General features: G+C 59.9%; 13 protein-coding genes. 6 read left to right on the top strand and 7 right to left on the bottom strand.

The features are described 5' to 3' along the window. The first annotated feature begins 4 nt into the window (after positions 1-4). The 3 genes from ADIMK_RS03860 to ADIMK_RS03850 all read left to right on the top strand — a co-directional run bounded on the left by ADIMK_RS03860 (position 5) and on the right by ADIMK_RS03850 (position 4,604). Complete coding sequence (locus tag ADIMK_RS03860) at positions 5-2,500, top strand: efflux RND transporter permease subunit (RefSeq protein WP_081849645.1); 2,496 nt, start codon at positions 5-7, stop codon at positions 2,498-2,500. Further along, complete coding sequence (locus ADIMK_RS03855) at positions 2,493-3,425, top strand: alpha/beta hydrolase (RefSeq protein ID WP_036183836.1); 933 nt, start codon at positions 2,493-2,495, stop codon at positions 3,423-3,425. The genes ADIMK_RS03860 and ADIMK_RS03855 overlap by 8 nt, the downstream gene beginning before the upstream one ends. Before the next feature lie 63 nt (positions 3,426-3,488). Continuing rightward, positions 3,489-4,604 carry an NAD(P)-dependent alcohol dehydrogenase gene (locus ADIMK_RS03850; RefSeq protein WP_231516995.1) on the top strand — a complete coding sequence of 372 codons (1,116 nt, stop codon included), beginning with the start codon at positions 3,489-3,491 and terminating at the stop codon, positions 4,602-4,604. Between the two features lie 93 nt (positions 4,605-4,697). On the opposite strand, the gene ADIMK_RS03845 is transcribed toward ADIMK_RS03850, so the two are convergent. From ADIMK_RS03845 to ADIMK_RS03825, 5 genes are all read right to left on the bottom strand, one after another. Beyond that, complete coding sequence (locus tag ADIMK_RS03845; protein ID WP_051692425.1) at positions 4,698-5,003, bottom strand: cupin domain-containing protein; 306 nt, start codon at positions 5,001-5,003, stop codon at positions 4,698-4,700. Positions 5,004-5,191: 188 nt separating this feature from the next. Beyond that, the gene (gene putP / locus ADIMK_RS03840; protein WP_036183831.1) at positions 5,192-6,682 is read right to left on the bottom strand and encodes a sodium/proline symporter PutP; all 1,491 of its coding nucleotides are present in this window, start codon (positions 6,680-6,682) and stop codon (positions 5,192-5,194) included. Between the two features lie 172 nt (positions 6,683-6,854). Then, entirely contained in the window at positions 6,855-7,556 is a 702-nt protein-coding gene (locus ADIMK_RS03835; RefSeq protein WP_051692423.1) for a hypothetical protein, read from the bottom strand. A 14-nt stretch (positions 7,557-7,570) separates the two neighbouring features. Continuing rightward, positions 7,571-10,690 carry a bifunctional proline dehydrogenase/L-glutamate gamma-semialdehyde dehydrogenase PutA gene (putA, locus tag ADIMK_RS03830; RefSeq protein ID WP_036183829.1) on the bottom strand — a complete coding sequence of 1,040 codons (3,120 nt, stop codon included), beginning with the start codon at positions 10,688-10,690 and terminating at the stop codon, positions 7,571-7,573. A 200-nt stretch (positions 10,691-10,890) separates the two neighbouring features. Continuing rightward, positions 10,891-11,655 carry a helix-turn-helix domain-containing protein gene (locus ADIMK_RS03825; protein ID WP_036183827.1) on the bottom strand — a complete coding sequence of 255 codons (765 nt, stop codon included), beginning with the start codon at positions 11,653-11,655 and terminating at the stop codon, positions 10,891-10,893. 279 nt (positions 11,656-11,934) lie between these two features. Between ADIMK_RS03825 and hemE the strand changes: the two genes are divergently transcribed. Both hemE and can read left to right on the top strand, forming a co-directional pair. Continuing rightward, on the top strand, positions 11,935-12,999 hold the full coding sequence (hemE, locus tag ADIMK_RS03820; protein WP_036183825.1) for a uroporphyrinogen decarboxylase: 1,065 nt from the start codon (positions 11,935-11,937) through the stop codon (positions 12,997-12,999). Between the two features lie 89 nt (positions 13,000-13,088). Continuing rightward, on the top strand, positions 13,089-13,748 hold the full coding sequence (gene can / locus ADIMK_RS03815; RefSeq protein ID WP_036183824.1) for a carbonate dehydratase: 660 nt from the start codon (positions 13,089-13,091) through the stop codon (positions 13,746-13,748). On the opposite strand, the gene ADIMK_RS03810 is transcribed toward can, so the two are convergent. After that, the gene (locus tag ADIMK_RS03810) at positions 13,740-14,828 is read right to left on the bottom strand and encodes a YeiH family protein (protein ID WP_051692421.1); all 1,089 of its coding nucleotides are present in this window, start codon (positions 14,826-14,828) and stop codon (positions 13,740-13,742) included. The genes can and ADIMK_RS03810 overlap by 9 nt on opposite strands. A 108-nt stretch (positions 14,829-14,936) precedes the next feature. Between ADIMK_RS03810 and ADIMK_RS03805 the strand changes: the two genes are divergently transcribed. Next, positions 14,937-15,815, top strand: coding sequence for a LysR family transcriptional regulator (locus ADIMK_RS03805; protein ID WP_036183820.1), 879 nt, complete (start codon positions 14,937-14,939; stop codon positions 15,813-15,815). Position 15,816: 1 nt separating this feature from the next. Here the strand turns inward: ADIMK_RS03805 and ADIMK_RS03800 are convergent, their stop codons facing one another. Further along, positions 15,817-17,088 (bottom strand): O-acetylhomoserine aminocarboxypropyltransferase/cysteine synthase family protein, encoded by a 1,272-nt coding sequence (locus tag ADIMK_RS03800; RefSeq protein ID WP_036183817.1) that lies wholly within the window; start codon positions 17,086-17,088, stop codon positions 15,817-15,819. Positions 17,089-17,230: the final 142 nt, after the last annotated feature.

Here is a 17,230-nt window from a genome sequence, read left to right as displayed (position 1 = left end):
AGTCTTGAGTACCGACAATAAAAACCGCTCCAGATCCGGCGCAAGCCATCTGGAAGATTTTGATCTGCATTCGGGGTCGCCGCTGGAGCGGCTCATATTCAACCGCCGTGCACTGGTTTTGATCCTCTGCCTGATCGCCAGTCTGGTGCTGGCCTGGCAGGCTTCCAGCCTGCGTCTGAACGCCAGCTTCGAAAAGATGATCCCGACCGGTCACCCCTATATCGCCAACTTCCTGGACAACCGCGCCGAGCTGTCCGGGCTGGGCAACTCGATGCGGATAGCAGTAGCGGTGAAAGAGGGGTCGATCTTCGACGACAACTACCTGCGCACGCTGGCCAAGATCAACGACGAGGTCTATCTGCTGCCGGGCGTCGATCGCCCCTATATGAAATCCTTGTGGACCCCGGCCACGCGCTGGATCGCGGTGACCGAAGAGGGGCTGGAGGGCGACACTGTCATTCCCGGCGACTACGACGGCTCCGAGCAGAGTCTGGAGCAGGTGCGTCTGAACGTGCAGCGCTCCGGCGAGATCGGACAGTTGGTGTCGCCCAACTTCCAGTCCAGCGTGATCTACGTGCCGTTGTTGGATACCAACCCGCAGACCGGTGAGCCGCTGGACTACGGAGAGCTGTCGCGGCAGATCGAGCAGATCCGCAGCAAGTATCAGGCCGGCAGCATCGAGATCCATATCACCGGTTTCGCCAAGATCGTCGGCGACCTGATCGAAGGTCTGCAGCAGGTGCTGGGCTTCTTTGCCGTGGCGGTGGCGGTGGCGACCGCCGTACTCTACGGCTACACCCACTGCCTGCGCAGCGCACTGCTGGTGATGGGCTGTTCGCTGGTCGGCGTGCTCTGGCAACTGGGACTGCTGGCGCTGCTCGGCTTCGAACTGGACCCCTACTCGATCCTGGTGCCCTTCCTGGTGTTTGCCATCGGCATCAGCCACGGTGCGCAGAAGATGAACGGCATCATGCGCGATATCGGCAGCGGACTGCACCGCTATGTCGCCGCGCGTCACACCTTCCGCCGCCTGTTCCGTACCGGCATGGCGGCACTGATCACCGATGCCGTCGGTTTTGCCGTGCTGCTGGTGATCGATATCGGCGTGATCCGCGAACTGGCGATCGCCGCCAGCCTCGGTGTCATGGTACTGATCCTGACCAACCTGGTGCTGCTGCCGGTGCTGCTCTCCTTTATCGGGGTGACACCGCGCGCCGCGGCGCGTGCCGTGCGTAGCGAACCCGTCGGTGACGAAGAGGTCGAGCAGGGCCGGATCTGGCGCTTCTTCGCACTCTTTACCCAGCGCCGTTGGGCCTTGGGCGCACTGGGTGTTGCCGCGTTGATGGCGCTGTCTGCCGGGTTGGTCAGCCGTGATCTGCAGATCGGCGATCTCGATGCTGGTGCGCCGGAACTGCGCGCCGACTCGCGCTATAACCGGGACAACGCCTTCATGGTGGACAACTATGCCGCCAGCTCCGATATCTTCGTGGTGATGGTGCAAACACCGGTGGACGGCTGTACCCGTTACAGCGTGCTGTCCAAGGTGCGCGCGCTGACCTCCGAGCTGGAGCGGTTGCCCGGTGTAGAGTCGACCAACTCCATGGCACGGCTGTCGCGTTTTGCCATGGTGGGCTACAACGAGGGCAACTTCAAATGGCTGGAACTGATCCCGAACGATGCCGCCCTCGGTGCGGTACAAACCCGCGCCCCGCGTGAACTGTTCAATCAGGAGTGCAGCCTGCTCTCGGTGTACGCCTATCTGAAGGATCACAAGGCGGCCACGCTGGAGAGCGTCGTGGCCACCGTCGAAGCCTTTGCCGCCGAACACAACGACGACGAGACTCACTTCATGTTGGCGGCAGGCAACTCCGGCATCGAGGCGGCGACCAATATTGTCGTCGAGCAGTCGATGGATCGGATGATGTACCTGGTCTACGGCGCGGTGATCCTGCTGTGCTGGATCACCTTCCGTAGCTGGCGCGGCGTGGTGGCGGCGGTGCTGCCGCTGATGCTGACCTCGGTGATCGGTCAGGCGCTGATGGTGGAGCTCGGTATCGGCATCAAGGTGGCGATCCTGCCGGTGATCGCGCTGGGGGTCGGCATCGGCGTCGACTACGCCCTCTATGTGCTGTCGGTACTGCTGATCGGCCTGCGCGACGGTCAGTCGCTGGGCGATGCCTATCGCTCCGCGCTGCGCCAGACTGGCCGCATCGTGATGCTGACCGGAGCCACTCTGGCCGTCGCTGTGGCGACCTGGGTGTTCTCGCCGATCCGTTTCCAGGCCGATATGGGGATACTGCTGGCGTTCATGTTCCTGTTCAACATGCTCGGTGCGCTGATCCTGCTGCCGGCGCTGGCCCATCTGCTGTTCCGTGCCGAGACGACCGAGCGCTCGGGGCAGCGGGGACAGCCCGGCGAGGAAGAAGGCAACTCCCCCGGCGCGGAGGTGGCACAGAATTCGACCGCCTACGCACTAACCGGAGATGAGCGTCATGCTTGATCCACAGATTAAGGCTCTACTCGAACAGGCCAAGGCCGCCGGTGCGCCGGATTTCGCGGATCTACCGCCTGCCGCTGCACGTGAGGTGTACAGCCAGATCCTGTCCGCTACCGACCTGCCCGTGCCCGCCGAGGTGACGCTCAGCGAGCGCAGGATGGCCGGGCCGGGCGGCGAACTGATATTGCGCTGCTACCGCCCTGCGCAGGCCGAGGTGCGGGGGGCCGTACTCTACCTGCACGGCGGTGGTTTCGTTGTCGGTTGTCCGAGTGATTATGACGGCGTCGCCGGTAATATCGCGGCCCTGTCCGGTTGTCTGGTGGTGCAGGTCGACTACCGCCTGGCACCGGAGCACCCCTTCCCGGCGGCGGTTGAGGACAGCTACGCCGCGCTGGTCTGGCTGCGCGAACAGGCAACGGAGCTGGGGATTGATCCGAGTCGTATCGCCATTGCCGGTGACAGCGCCGGTGCCAATCTCAGTGCTGTCTGCGCGTTGCTCTCGCGTGATCGGGGCGGCCCTGCGTTGGCAGTGCAGTGCCTGATCTATCCCGCCACTGCCAATGGCCAGCTGCAATATGACGCCTATCGTAGATTTGGCGCGGGCTACACCCTGACCAGCCGCGCCATGAGCTACTTCATGGGCCATTACTTGAGCGGCAGCGACGAGCCAGCCGATTTTCGTCTGGCGCCGCTGGATGCGACCGATCTTTCCGGGCTGCCACCGGCATTGGTGCAGGTGGCGGGGTACGACCCGTTGCGCGACGAGGGGATTGCCTATGCCGAAGCGATGGCGGCGGCCGGTACCTCGGTCACGCTGGTGGAATACGCAGGCCTGGCCCACGGCTATATCAGCATGGCCGGGATCAGCGAGAGCGCTCGGCTGGCGCTGGAGCAGGTCGCGACGGTGCTGCGTCGGGCCCTTGCCTGAGGCTCATAAAACGTCCCACCGGCCGTTCGGTCGGTGGGTGCGAGAGAATAAGAACGGAGTGTGATGATGAAAATACGTGCGGCTGTTGCCCGTTTTACCCATGGGCCGTTAAGCCTGGAAACGCTGGAGATCGGCGAGCCACAGGCGGATGAAATTCTGGTGCGGGTGGTGGCTACCGGTGTCTGCCATACCGATATCGTCGTGCGCGACGGCATGTTGCCCACGCCGCTGCCGGTGGTGCTGGGCCACGAGGGCGCGGGTATAGTGGAGCGCGTCGGTAGTGCAGTGACCAAGGTGGTGCCGGGCGACCATGTGGTGATGACGTTTGACTCGTGCGGTGGTTGCCCCAGCTGTCAGGACCATGCGCCGAGTTACTGCCATGAGTTTTTTCCGCGTAACTTTTTTGCCACCCGCACTGACGGTTCGACTGCGCTGGCGAAAGAGGGTGAGGTTATCCACAGCCATTTCTTCGGTCAGTCCTCCTTCGCCAGCCACGCCATCTGTCATGAGCGCAACATTGTCAAAGTGCCCAAGGATGTGTCGCTGGAGCTGCTCGGCCCGCTGGCCTGCGGTGTACAGACCGGTGCCGGCGCGGTCATCAATGCGCTGAAAGTGGGGGTGGGCAAGAGCTTTGCCGTATTCGGCTCAGGTTCTGTTGGGCTCTCGGCGATCATGGCTGCCAAGGCGATCGGTGCGACCACCGTCATTGCTGTGGATATGAACGACGAACGCCTGGCGTTCGCCCAGGAGGTGGGCGCGACCCACACTCTGAACCCGAAAAACATCAACACCGCTGCGGCGATCATGGAGATCACCGGTCATGGTCTTGACTATGCGCTGGATACAACGGGTCTGGGCCCTGTTATCAAAGGGGCGGTATTAAGTCTGGCGCCGCGCGGTACCTGCGGTGTACTGGGAGCCTCGGCGCCGGGCAGCGAGATTGTGCTCGATGAAGTGCACTTCATGAGTGGCGGACGTCGACTGATCGGCATCGTCGAGGGTGAGGCCGACCCGGATACCTTCATCCCCACACTGATACGTCTCTATCAGCAGGGGCGTTTCCCGTTTGACAAGATGGTGAAGTTCTACCCGATGGAGCGTATCAACGACGCGATCGCCGATTCGGAATCGGGCATCACCATCAAGCCTATCGTACGTATGGAGAGCGGCAGCCAATAGCACCTCTGCCGCTGTTCAGTACGGCCCGCGTCGCCTCGTGACGCACCTTGATACGTCATCAGCCCAGAACCCCCGGCGCTGGTGGCGTTTTTTTCAGCTCTGCTGTGACGGCTTGAGTTCAAGCTCGACAAAGATCATCTCGTCATCGCCGACGTTGGTTACATTGTGTTCAATGCCGGCGGGGCGGAAATAGCTGACACCCGGCAGCAGCTCGACAATACGTTCGCCCTGCGCATCCTCTATACGCATCTGGCTGTGAGTAATCGGTGTGATGACATAATCGTATTCATGCCGGTGATGGCCTGTTTCGGCGCCGGGGGCGAAAGACCAGCGGGTGACGCGAACCTGTTCGTTATCGACAGAGCAATCGGCGATGGCGGTGAGCGTGGAGGTGCACATCCTGAATATCCCTTTTCCTGTGGTTAAGATCGTCATCTTATGCCCGCGTAGCCGTCGGTTGGTTAGCAGGTTTTCGATGTAAACGTTGATGCGGACACAAAAAAAAGCGCCGTGGGGACGGCGCGAATCGGATGGCATCGAATGGAGACCCACCAGGCTGCCAGGCGCTGGTGGGGTGTTGCAAAGGATTACAGCTTGCGCAGCATCTCGTTGTGCTGTTCGATCACGGCGGGTTCGGGTTCCGCGGTAAACAGGCTGACGACGATAACGGCAACAGTCGCGAAGATGATGCCCGGTACGATCTCGTATACCTCGAACAGGCCGCCGGCGAGCTGTTTCCAGATCACCACGGTCAGTGCGCCTACCACGATGCCAGCCAGAGCGCCGTTGCGGTTCATGCGCGGCCAGTAGAGGCTCAGTAACAGAGCCGGGCCGAATGCTGCGCCGAAACCGGCCCAGGCGTAGGACACCAGTCCCAGAACGCTGGATTCGGGGTTGAATGCGAGCAGCAGTGCAACGAAGGAGAGACCCAGCACGGCAATACGGCCGACCATGACGATCTCTTTCTGGGAAGCGTCGCGGCGGAACAACTGCTTGTAGAAATCTTCGGCCAGAGCTGAAGAGGACACCAGCAACTGAGAGTCGGCGGTGCTCATGATCGCCGCCAGAATTGCTGCCAGCAGAATACCGGCAACCACCGGATGGAACACGGCGTTGACCAGTACCATGAAGATCTTCTCACCGTCGGCGATATCGCCCGGCATGTGACCGTTCACGTAGACGAGACCGGCCAGACCGACAAATACCGCACCGGCCATCGACAGGCCTGTCCAGGTAACCGCAATGCGGCGTGCCGTCGGGATATCCTCATTGCTGCGTGCCGCTTTGAAACGCGCCAGAATATGCGGCTGGCCGAAATAACCCAGACCCCAGGCCATCAGCGAGACGATGGCGATCAGGCTCAGAGATTCGCCACTGTTATCCTGAGTGATCGTCAAAAGCTCAGGGTTTATCTGCTCCAGAGAGTCGAACATGGCACTCCAGCCACCGTCGACCTGCATCACCATGATCGGCACGATCATAAGCGCCGCGGCCATCAAAAGGCCCTGCACAAGATCGGTCCAGGAGACCGCGAGAAAACCGCCGAACAGGGTGTAGGAGACCACACAGACGGTACCGATGATTACGGCAGTGCTGTAGTCGAGACCGAATACGGTTTCAAACAGCTTGCCACCGGCAACCAGGCCTGAGCTTGTATAGAACAGGAAGAACAGCAGAATGAAAAAGGCGGAGATCACCTGCAGGGCGCGGGAGTTGTCGCGGAAACGGTTGGCGAAGAACTCCGGCAGTGTCAGGGAATCATTGGCCACAATACTGTAAGTGCGCAGACGCTTGGCGGTGATCAGCCAGTTGCCCCAGGTACCGATCAGCAGGCCGGCGGCCAGCCAGAGAGACTCAAGTCCCGAGCCATAGGCGTAGCCCGGCAGGCCCAGCAGAAGCCAACCACTCATATCGGATGCGCCGGCAGAGAGTGCGGCGGGCCAAGGGCCGAGAGAGCGACCGCCGAGGAAATAGTCAGATGAGTTTTTGGTTCGCAGATAGGCGTAATAGCCTATCGCCAGCATTAGAAGCAGGTAGACGACAAAGGTGCCGTAGATTGCCAGATTGTTATCGGTCATGGACTCTATCTTTTATCTGTCTTGTTGGGTTTCAAGTAACAGCGAGGCCGCAGGCGTCAGAAGCCTGAGCTGTCGAGTTACCGGCTTTATCAGATGCGAATGCCAGACGCTTCCGTTCGGCCTGGCATATTCCGGGCGGGCCGCAAGGGCCTGGCCGGCATTCACACCGGGGTCAGGCAGCGCTGCTGCCCAGTTCAAGCAGCGTGGCGTTGCCGCCCACTGCGGTGGTGTTGATGGTGCGCGTTTTTTCAGTCACGAATCGATGCAGGTGATCCGGTTGCAGCAGGGTCGTGCAGCGCACTGCATCGGTTTCCGGGACCAGTTGCACCAGCAAACCTTGGCGTTCAGCGAGCTGGCGCTGGAACGAAGGCAGCTCTCTTCCCTGACAGACCGGCGCAACCAAGGCCAAATGAGGCAGCTGCATCAGTGCTTCTATCGGTGTGTCATCGGTCAGGGTCAGGATGCCGCGAGGTACGCCAATCTGATGCAGCAGCGTGACCAGACGGCTGCACCATTCCTGCTCGGCAGCGCCGCCGAGCAGGACCGGATTGCCGCAGGCAAGGGCGCTAAATACCTGCCCGGCGAGGGCCACGCAGCTTGCGCTTTCAGTACCGAACACCAATGCATCGCCCCGACCGCTAAGGTAGAGTTCGTTGCTCTCGCCGGTAGGACCCGGCAGGCTTACGACCCTGTCCATATGCAGTGCACGGTCCAGTAGAAGGGGGATGAGCCTTAGTTGCTCTTCGTGATCTCCTGCCAGTGGCAGCTGATCCAGCGCTGCGCGTAGCAGTTTGCAGCGATAGGCAAATCCGCGGCGATTCCAGTTTTCGAAGACGGCGGCGTGGTCGGCGCCGAAAAACAGGTGATCGGTCATCGATATATCCTCCGTTAAGCCTTATCGACCGGAATCAGTCGGGTGAAACGGGGTAGGTAGTAAGGGCCGCCAGCTTTGGGGCCGGTGCCTGAGAGCCCCTGACCGCCAAAGGGTTGAACGCCGACGACGGCACCGATCTGGTTGCGGTTGATATAGGTGTTGCCAACCCGGGCGCGTGCCTCGATATGGGCGGCGGTGCGTTCGTTGCGGCTGTGAATGCCCAGAGTCAGGCCATACCCGGCTGCATTGATCTGGTCGATCAGTTGATCCAGGTGGCGCGCGCTGTAGCGCAGTACATGGATAATGGGACCGAACTGCTCACGGCCAATCTGATCGATACGGCTGATCTCGATTGCCGTCGGTGGCACGTACATGCCGCGCTTTGTACAGCCGGACATTGGCGTCTGTGCCAGCACCTTGGCGTGCTCTTTCATGCGCGCAATATGTTCAAGCAGACTCGACTGAGCCTGTTCATCAATGACTGGCCCGATATCGGTGCTCAGTAGCGCCGGATCACCCAGTGTCAGCTCTGCCATGGCGCCCTTGAGCAGTTCAATGATGCGATCGGCAATATCGTTCTGTACGCAGAGCACGCGTAGCGCGGAGCAGCGTTGGCCAGCCGAGGCAAACCCGGACAGCACGGCATCCTTGACCACCTGTTCGGGCAGCGCGGTCGAGTCGACGATCATGGCATTTTGTCCGCCGGTCTCGGCGATCAGGGTGGCGGGTTCACACTCGCGTCGGCTCAGCGAGCGGTTGATACGCTGGGCGGTTTCGGTCGAGCCGGTAAACGCAACGCCTGCAATACGCGGATCCGAGGTCAGGGCCGCGCCGACCGTGGTACCCTCGCCTGGCAGGAACTGGATAGCGCCGCCTGGAATACCGGCTTGCAGCATCAGCTCGATGGCGCGGGCGGCAATCAGGCTGGTCTGTTCGGCGGGCTTGGCGATAACGCAGTTACCGGTGACCAGCGCCGCGCTGATCTGGCCGAGGAAGATGGCAAGCGGGAAGTTCCATGGGCTGATGCAGACGAATATGCCGCGTCCCTGCCGCTGCCAATGGGCTGTGTCGCCTGAGAGCGTGCCGAGTTCAAGGTGCTCTTCGTAGAGCGCTTCGGCGCGGGCTGGATAGTAGCGGCAGAAATCCACAGCTTCGCGTACTTCGTCGATACTGTCCTGAATCGTCTTGCCGGCTTCCTGATGGCACAGTGCCACCAGCTCTTCCATATGCTGCTCAAGTAAGTCGGCAAGGCGACGCAGGGGCGCGGTGCGTTCGGTGACGGATGTGCTTTGCCACACCGGGAGGAAGCGTTCGGCGGCATCGATTGCCGCGATAGTCTGTGCATGATCGGCGTAAGTGACCTGTCCAACCAGAATGTCGCGATTGGCAGGTGAGCGAACATCGCTGTGAAGCGCCTGGCCTGGCGTCGCGCGGCCATCGATAATGGGGTCGGCTTGCCAGCATTGTTCTAGACATTCACCAACCTTTTCGGAAAACGGCAGCCACTGGCTTTCGATCAGAATGTTGGGGCCCTTGGAGGCGTTGCGCTCCGCACCAAAGATCGCTTCGGGCAGCGGTATGTTGGGATTGTGAAGGGTGTCGCGGCTATGAAGTACCTGCCAGGGATGCTGAATCAGGTCGCTGATTGGACAGCGTTGATCGACCAGACGATGCACGAAAGATGAGTTGGCACCGTTCTCGAGCAGGCGTCGAACCAGATAGGGCAGCAAATCCTTGTGGTTACCCACAGGGGCATAGATGCGCACCGTAACACCGGCGGTGTCGAGCACTTGATCGTAGAGCGCATCGCCCATGCCATGCAAGCGCTGAAACTCGAAGTCCGCGTGTTTCGCCAGCGTCATGATCGACGCGACGGTATGGGCATTATGGCTGGCGAATTGCGGCCAAATCAGGCCGCGGATATGTTCACCCAGCAGGAAACGAGCGCAGGCAAGGTAGGCGACATCGGTGGCTTCCTTGCGGGTATAGACAGGGTAACCTGAGAGTCCCCGTTGCTGACACACCTTGATCTCACTGTCCCAGTACGCGCCCTTGACCAGTCGCACGGGGATACGATCGCCCACATCCAGTGACAGCGCCGCCAGCCAGGTGAGAACCGGCAGGGCGCGTTTCGAGTAGGCCTGTACGACCAGGCCCAATCCGTCCCAGCCGAGGGTTTCCTGGCTGCGATAGAGCTTTTCGAACAACTTAAGCGAAAGCTCCAGACGATCGGCCTCTTCGGCATCGATGGTCAGCGCCACATTGAGCGGGCGGGCTCGGCGTATTAGCAGGAATACACGCTCGGCGAGCTCCTCCATCACTCGGGCCTCCTGCAGTACCTCGTAACGCGGGTGCAGAGCCGAGAGTTTGATTGAGACGCTGGGGCGTGGTGAGCTGCCGATATCAGGCAGATTGCCGACATGATCGATAGCGCGGGTGTAATCGGTATAGTACTTGGTAGCGTCCGCCGCAGTGAGGGCCGCTTCACCGAGCATATCGAATGAGTAGGTATATCCTCGCTCACGATATTCCCGACCGCGCTTGGTGGCCTCGGGCATATCGCGCCCCAGTACAAACTGGTGGCCCATGATCTTCATCGCCTGCTGCATGACCTTGCGGATCACCGGTTCGGACAGGCGGTTGACCAGGCGATTAATAACGCCGGAGGGTGTGCCGTCTTCGCGTTCATCAAGGGTGACCACCTTGCCGGTGAGCAGCAACCCCCAGGTGGAGGCGTTCACCAGAAGGGACTCGGACTGGCTCAGGTGGCGCTTCCAGTCTGCAATGCTGAGCTTGTCCCGGATCAGGGCGTCAGCGGTGTCGGTGTCGGGAATGCGCATCAACGCTTCGGCCAGGCACATCAGCAGTATGCCCTCGCGGGTATCCAGACTGTATTCCAGCAACAGCGCGTCAATCATATGGATGGCGCCGTCATCTGCCCTGACCTGCTCGATCAGGCGGGTGGCGCGGGCTTCTATGCTGGTGAGTTCGTCGCCGTGAGGTTCTGCCAGTGGCATCAGTTCACGCAGCACCTGATCTTCGTCTGCGGCGTAAAGCGGGGATATCTGTTGCCAGAGCAGGTCCATTGGCTGCCGAATGTAGCCAGGCTCGAGCGTATCGATCGCCTTGAACATAGAGAACTCCTGACATGGTACGCACCGGCCGGTCAGTCGCGCTCGGTACGAGTATCGATTCTGTGTACTGCAACGAGTTCTATGTACTGTAGACCCGGCCTAACATACATGCAGGGTAAGGAAGGATGTTGTGTCGGGTCTTTTCCTGAGCTACGGAAAATTTGTCCCGTTCTCCGGAATTGAGTCCAGAAACTGGTCAATCAGTTCTGATGTGTGCGGCGGTAACGGGCTGGCGAGGTGCCGAAGCGGCGAGTAAAGGCGCGGGTCAGGTTGCTTTGGTTGGCAAATCCGAAGCGCACGGCCAGCTCAGAAATACTCATGTCCGAGTGAGTGAGCGCCGTTGCTGCTGCGTGCAACCTGCGCTCGGTCACATACTGCTGCGGAGTCAGCCCTGTCTGATCACGGAACAGGGCGAAAAACTGGCTATCGCTCAGGCATGCGTTGCCAGCAAGCTCCGAGACAGTAATGCGTCGTTCCATGTGCGCGGCGATATAGGCGTCGATCAGGTCCATGTTCAAGCGACCCATATGGCGAGGCGTGCTGCGCTGATGCTCCAGTTGACGCTGCAAAGCGCAGACCAGTGTGCTGGCGCAGGCGTCCTGTAGCAGAGTGTCGTTGGGGTTTTGCTGCATCTCCCGGCTCAGGGCGTTGAGCAGTAACTGCATCTGGGGCGCGCAGTTGAAATAGTCGGGGCGTCGAAAGAGTTGCTCGATACGCTGTTGTAGCTGTCGGTCTTCACCCTCGGTGGGCAGATTGACGACGACAATGCGGTTGTCGCCGAGACCGTGGAAGGCATGACCGGTCGCGGATGGCATCAGGCAGCCCCAGCCGAAATTGACCGGGCGGCAGTAACCGGCCAGATCGAATTCGGTATCGCCCTCAAGGCCGAACACCAGCTGATGATAACCGTGATCATGCTGGTCGGCGCGGCTGGGCAGGGAGATGACACTGGTCTCTTTTCGCATGGTGCGGACCGATCGTTTGTAAACCTGAGGGCGATTTTACCACAAGGTTTACTAATGTTGATCCAGTGTTCAGGTCTGACGGTTAAGGACGTGGCACCGACGTTTCACTTGATTGGCTTTCGTAGGTAGAGAAATTTCGACGTCAAAATATTGATTACAAGGTCCTGTCGATCGGTGTTCAAGTTGACGGGGATCGTATCAGGCGCGATTGACGAAGAATTTACAGACGGAAATCGCTAGAATGGGCCGGCTTTGAATTGATCATGGGTGAGTGAAAAGATGGCTGAGCTGAAGAACGACCGCTTTCTGCGCGCGTTGCTGCGTGAACCGGTTGATTGCACACCGGTCTGGATGATGCGTCAGGCTGGGCGTTACCTGCCCGAGTACCGCGAAACACGCGCTCAGGCCGGCGATTTCATGAGTTTATGCAAGAACCCGAAACTGGCCTGTGAGGTCACGCTGCAACCTCTGGAGCGATACGATCTCGATGCGGCGATTCTATTCTCCGATATTCTCACGATTCCCGATGCGATGGGGCTTGGTCTCTACTTTGAAGCTGGGGAAGGTCCGCGATTCAAGAAGATCCTGCGCACCGCCGAGGATGTCGACGCCTTGCCGGTTCCGGATATCAAGCGGGACCTCGATTATGTCATCGCTGCCGTGCGGGAGATCCGCTCGGCGCTGGCCGGTCGTGTGCCGTTGATCGGCTTTTCGGGCAGCCCCTGGACGTTGGCAACCTATATGGTCGAGGGTGGGTCCAGCAAGGATTTCCGTCACATCAAAGAGATGATGTACGCGCGCCCCGAGGTGATGCACGCGCTGCTGGGTAAACTGGCCGATGCGGTGACCTTGTACCTGAATGAGCAGATCCTCGCCGGTGCACAGGCGGTGCAGATCTTCGATACCTGGGGTGGCGCTCTGAGCGGTCCTATGTACCGGGAGTTTTCGCTGGCGTACATGAAACGGATCGTGGAAGGTCTGATTCGTGAGAACGAAGGTCGCCGTGTGCCGGCGATTCTGTTCACCAAGAACGGTGGCCAGTGGCTGGAGTCGATGGCCGATACCGGTGCCGACGCATTGGGCCTGGATTGGACCACCGATATTGGCGAGGCGCGTCGTCGCGTCGGTGATCGCGTGGCTTTGCAGGGCAACATGGATCCGAGCGTTCTGTACGCACCGGCCGGACGTATCCGCAGCGAAGTTGCGGCAATCCTGGAGAGCTTCGGACCGGGCAACGGGCATGTATTCAACCTCGGACATGGTATCCATCAGTTTGTGGATCCGGAGAGTGCCGGGGTGTTCGTCGATGCGGTACACGAACTCAGTGTTGCCTATCACGACTGAACCCGATAACCGGTTTTACGTCACACTTGGACAGGGCCCGACACCCGTGTCGGGCCTGATCAGCCATCTCTAGACCCAACGGAATAATTATGAACAGGCTACACGATCTGTTTGAGAAGAACCGCAGCTGGTCCGAACGGATTACAGAACAGGACCCGGAATTTTTCTCGACGCTTGCCTCGCAGCAGGCGCCGGATTACCTCTGGATCGGTTGCTCCGACAGCCGTGTGCCCGCTAACCAGATCGTCGATCTGCTGCCGGGTGAGCTATTCGTTCACCGTAACGTGTCCAACCTGGTGGTGCATTCGGACATGAACTGCCTGTCGGTGCTCCAGTTCGCGGTCGAGGTGCTCAAGGTCAAACACATCATGGTCGTCGGTCATTACGGCTGTGGTGGGGTGCGTGCGGCGATGGACAGTACGCGTCATGGCTTGATCGACAACTGGCTAAGCCATATCCGCGATGTGTATATTCAGTATCGCGATCTGGTTGGTCCATGGGAGGACACGGCTGAGCAGAACGACCGTCTGTGCGAACTCAATGTAATCGAGCAGGCCCATAACGTGTGCAATACCACAATCGTTCAGGATGCCTGGGATCGTGGTCAGGATCTGACCGTGCATGGATGGGTGTACAGCCTGACCAACGGCCAGGTTACCGATCTGGATTTCTGCGTCGGCGGTCGGGAAGAACTGGAGAGCCAGCTCGACAGTGCGGTGGCACGTGTCGAGTGTCTGGTGTCATCCTGATACGCCGACAACCAGCGTCAGCGCCATCCCTGCCGTGACCAACACCACGAACAGCAGGGCTCCTAAAAGCAGCGGCCTCAGGCCGCTGTTTTTCAATGTGGAAAAGCGGGTTTCGAGACCCAGCGCGGCCATCGCCATAGCCAGTAGCAGCGTGTCCAGCTGCTGAATCTGTTCCAAAACGTCCCGGCTCAGCAGTCCACTGGCATTGAGCAGCGGCATCACCATAAACGCCAGTGCAAACCAGGGTAGCTTGACGCTGACTTTGCCTGCACCGTCCGCGCCAGTCTCCTGTCGGCCGAAATAGGCGGATACCACCAATATAAGCGGGACGAGAAGCATGACACGAATGAGCTTGGTGATGACGGCGGCTTGGCCGGCTTCCGGGTTCAGTGCGTTGGCAGCGGCGGCAACCTGGGCGACCTCATGGACGGTGGCACCGAGATAGTGACCGAACGCGATGTCAGCACCACCGAACAGGTGCTGAATCGTTGGCAATGTCCACAGCCAAGGGTATAGCAGCATCGCAGCAGTGCCGAACAACACAACGGTTGCGATGGCGACCGGGATGTCGCTTGCCTTGGCGCGCAAGGCCGGTGCAATTGCCAGAATCGCGGCTGCGCCACAAACAGCGCTTCCGGCGCCGACCAGCAAGGCGGTACGCAGTTCGAGCTTTAGTAGCCGCGTACCAACCCAGCCTGCTAATAAAAAGATACCCGTTACGACCACTGCATCGATCAGTAACGCGCTACCGCCAACATGTATCAGATCCTGGGGGCTGATGCGCAGTCCATAGAGCACGATACCCAAACGCAGTAAACGGGTTCGGGCCAGTTGGGTGCCGCTGCTGGTCTGGCTACTAAGTCGGGCTGGCAGCCGCTGGCCAATAATCAGGCCAATCAGCATCGCCAACGTCAGCGGACCGAGCGTGGTAAACAGTGCCAAGGTACCCAGTTGCTGTGCACCCAAGGCAACCGCGGCACAGAGGATCAGGCCTGGTATGAGCGAGACTGCACTACGAGTAGCCTTGTGTCGCAATATGCTGGGCTGTCGCAGGCGATAGGCGTTGGTGCGCACTGTCATCTCTCGCTCTCCGTGGATGGGCTGGATATGGCACGCAGTCTAGGGGATATGGTTGAATCGTAAAAACGGATTGAATTAGTATGAATAACCTAAAAAATAGGTGATTTTATGATTTCACTGCGACAGGTTCAGGTTTTTCTGGCCGTGGCGGAGCAGGGATCGACCACGGCGGCGGGCGAGGCGATTGCATTGTCGCAATCCGCAACCAGCGCCGCTCTGGCTGAACTCGAACAGCGTCTGGGGGCCGAGTTGTTTGATCGAGTGGGGCGCAAACTGGTACTGAACGGTAATGGCCGGCTGTTTTATCCCGAGGCGCGGCAGCTGTTGGCGCAGTCCGAACAGATGAGCCGGTTGTTTCTCGAGCAGGGTGGCCACCTTCAGCTCGGTGCCAGTACCACCATCGGCAACTACCTGCTGCCGCGTTTGCTGGCCAGCATGCCGACGGCGTTATCCGGCACTCAGGTGAGCATCGCCAATACCGGCGATATAGCCGAGCAGGTGGCGCGCTGTGAGCTGGAACTGGGGTTGGTCGAGGGCAGCGTGCAACACCCGGATTTGACCGTCAAACACTGGTGTCAGGATGAGATGCTGATCGTTGCGGCCCGGGAGTCAGCCTGGTCACGCACTGATGTAACGGATGAGCAGTTGGCGGCACTGCCGTGGATCGTGCGTGAGCGGGGGTCGGGTACGCGTAGCGTTGTCGAGCAGCAGCTTCTGGCGCGGCTGGACAAGGTCAATATTGCACTTGAGTTGGGCAGCTCGGAGGCGATTCGCAGCGCACTGTTGGCAGGCCTTGGTGTCAGCTGCCTGTCGCGTCAGGTTGTTGCCCGTGCGCTCGATGCAGGTGAGCTGGTCGAGTTGGCACCTGAGAGGCGCATTCATCGCTGGTTCTATACGGTGCAGCATCGTCAACGCCGGCAAACACCGGCGCTGACGCGGTTTATCGAACACTGCCTGGCACCGGTTGGCGACGCAGGTCAGGCGTGATTTACGCCTTGGCCAGTGCCTGTTCGAGGTCGGCGATCAGATCGTCGATGTGCTCGATACCGATCGACAGTCTAACCATCTCTGGTGAGACGCCCGCGGACTTGAGTTCCTCGTCATTGAGCTGACGATGGGTCGTTTCCGCGGGAATGGCGGCCAGAGACTTGCAGTCGCCGATATTCACCAGTCGGGTAAAGACCTCAAGGGCATCGTAGAACTGGCGAGTGCCTTCGCGGCCGCTCTTCAGACCGAAGCTCAGGATGCCGGAGGCCTTCCCGTTCATGTATTTCTTCGCCAGCGCATAATCTTTGTGGCTCTCAAGACCTGCGTATTTTACCCAGGTCACGGCCGGATGGTTCTGCAGATACTCGGCGATCTTCTGCGCGTTCTCGCAGATACGTTCCATGCGCAATGGAAGCGTCTCAAGACCCTGAAGCAGCAGGAAAACGTTCATTGGCGAGATTGCAGCGCCCATGTTTCGAAGCGGCACGACGCGCGCACGTCCAATAAAGGCCGCAGGCCCGAAGGCTTCGGTGTAGACCACGCCATGGTAGGAGGGGTCGGGCTCGTTGAGGAGCGGGAAACGATCCTTGTGCTCGGCCCAGGGGAATTTTCCGGAGTCGACGATAACGCCGCCGACGGAGTTGCCGTGTCCACCGACATATTTGGTGGCTGAGATGACGACGATGTCTGCGCCCTGCTCGATGGGGCGCCACAGTGCCGGGCTGGGCACGGTGTTATCCACAATGACCGGCACGCCGTGGCGGTGGGCCAGCTCGGCGACCTGCTCGATATCGATGATACCACCAGAGGGGTTGCCAACGGTCTCACAGAAGACGGCTTTGGTGCGCGAGTCGATCAGCGACTCCATCTTGGCGAAGTCGTCCTTGTTGACGAAACGAACCTCGATACCCTGTCGGGGCAGGGTATGGGCAAACAGGTTGTAGGTGCCGCCGTACAGCTCGCTGGTGGAGATGATGTTGTCGCCCACTTCGCACAGGGTCTGGATCGCATAGGTGATGGCGGCCATGCCTGAAGCGACCGCGAGACCTGCGATGCCGCCCTCCATAGCTGCGACACGCTGTTCCAACACATCATTGGTGGGGTTCATGATGCGGGTATAGATGTTGCCAGCCACCTTCAGGTCGAACAGGTCGGCACCGTGCTGGGCGTCGTCGAACGCATAGGAGGTGGTCTGATATACCGGAACTGCGACGGCCTTGGTGGTGGGGTCGGGGCTGTAGCCGGCGTGTACGGCGAGTGTCTCGAGTTTCATGAATACGTCCTGTGCTCGTTGTTGTTCTCAGAGGCCTGAGTCTAGCATCGGTTACGAGCGGGTGTAGACGACCAAAGTCAGCAAAATTTCGAGGTGGCGGGTTTCTGTCTGCGGATTTGGGTAAAATTCGCGGATCGATAGA

It is taken from the genome of Marinobacterium lacunae (genome assembly GCF_000705555.1).
In the GTDB taxonomy this organism is placed as follows: domain Bacteria; phylum Pseudomonadota; class Gammaproteobacteria; order Pseudomonadales; family Balneatricaceae; genus Marinobacterium_D; species Marinobacterium_D lacunae.
The sequence above is the reverse complement of the archived record's forward strand: the minus strand, read 5'-3'. Positions and strand labels throughout refer to the sequence as shown.

Bases quoted from the DNA above. Each gene is read 5' to 3' on its own strand.
- ADIMK_RS03855 (WP_036183836.1), top strand. From the start codon at position 2,493: ATGCTTGATCCACAGATTAAGGCTCTACTCGAACAGGCCAAGGCCGCC.
- ADIMK_RS03850 (WP_231516995.1), top strand. From the start codon at position 3,489: ATGATGAAAATACGTGCGGCTGTTGCCCGTTTTACCCATGGGCCGTTA.
- ADIMK_RS03845 (WP_051692425.1), bottom strand. From the start codon at position 5,003: ATGTGCACCTCCACGCTCACCGCCATCGCCGATTGCTCTGTCGATAAC.
- putP (WP_036183831.1), bottom strand. From the start codon at position 6,682: ATGACCGATAACAATCTGGCAATCTACGGCACCTTTGTCGTCTACCTG.
- ADIMK_RS03835 (WP_051692423.1), bottom strand. From the start codon at position 7,556: ATGACCGATCACCTGTTTTTCGGCGCCGACCACGCCGCCGTCTTCGAA.
- putA (WP_036183829.1), bottom strand. From the start codon at position 10,690: ATGTTCAAGGCGATCGATACGCTCGAGCCTGGCTACATTCGGCAGCCA.
- ADIMK_RS03825 (WP_036183827.1), bottom strand. From the start codon at position 11,655: ATGCGAAAAGAGACCAGTGTCATCTCCCTGCCCAGCCGCGCCGACCAG.
- hemE (WP_036183825.1), top strand. From the start codon at position 11,935: ATGGCTGAGCTGAAGAACGACCGCTTTCTGCGCGCGTTGCTGCGTGAA.
- can (WP_036183824.1), top strand. From the start codon at position 13,089: ATGAACAGGCTACACGATCTGTTTGAGAAGAACCGCAGCTGGTCCGAA.
- ADIMK_RS03810 (WP_051692421.1), bottom strand. From the start codon at position 14,828: ATGACAGTGCGCACCAACGCCTATCGCCTGCGACAGCCCAGCATATTG.
- ADIMK_RS03805 (WP_036183820.1), top strand. From the start codon at position 14,937: ATGATTTCACTGCGACAGGTTCAGGTTTTTCTGGCCGTGGCGGAGCAG.
- ADIMK_RS03800 (WP_036183817.1), bottom strand. From the start codon at position 17,088: ATGAAACTCGAGACACTCGCCGTACACGCCGGCTACAGCCCCGACCCC.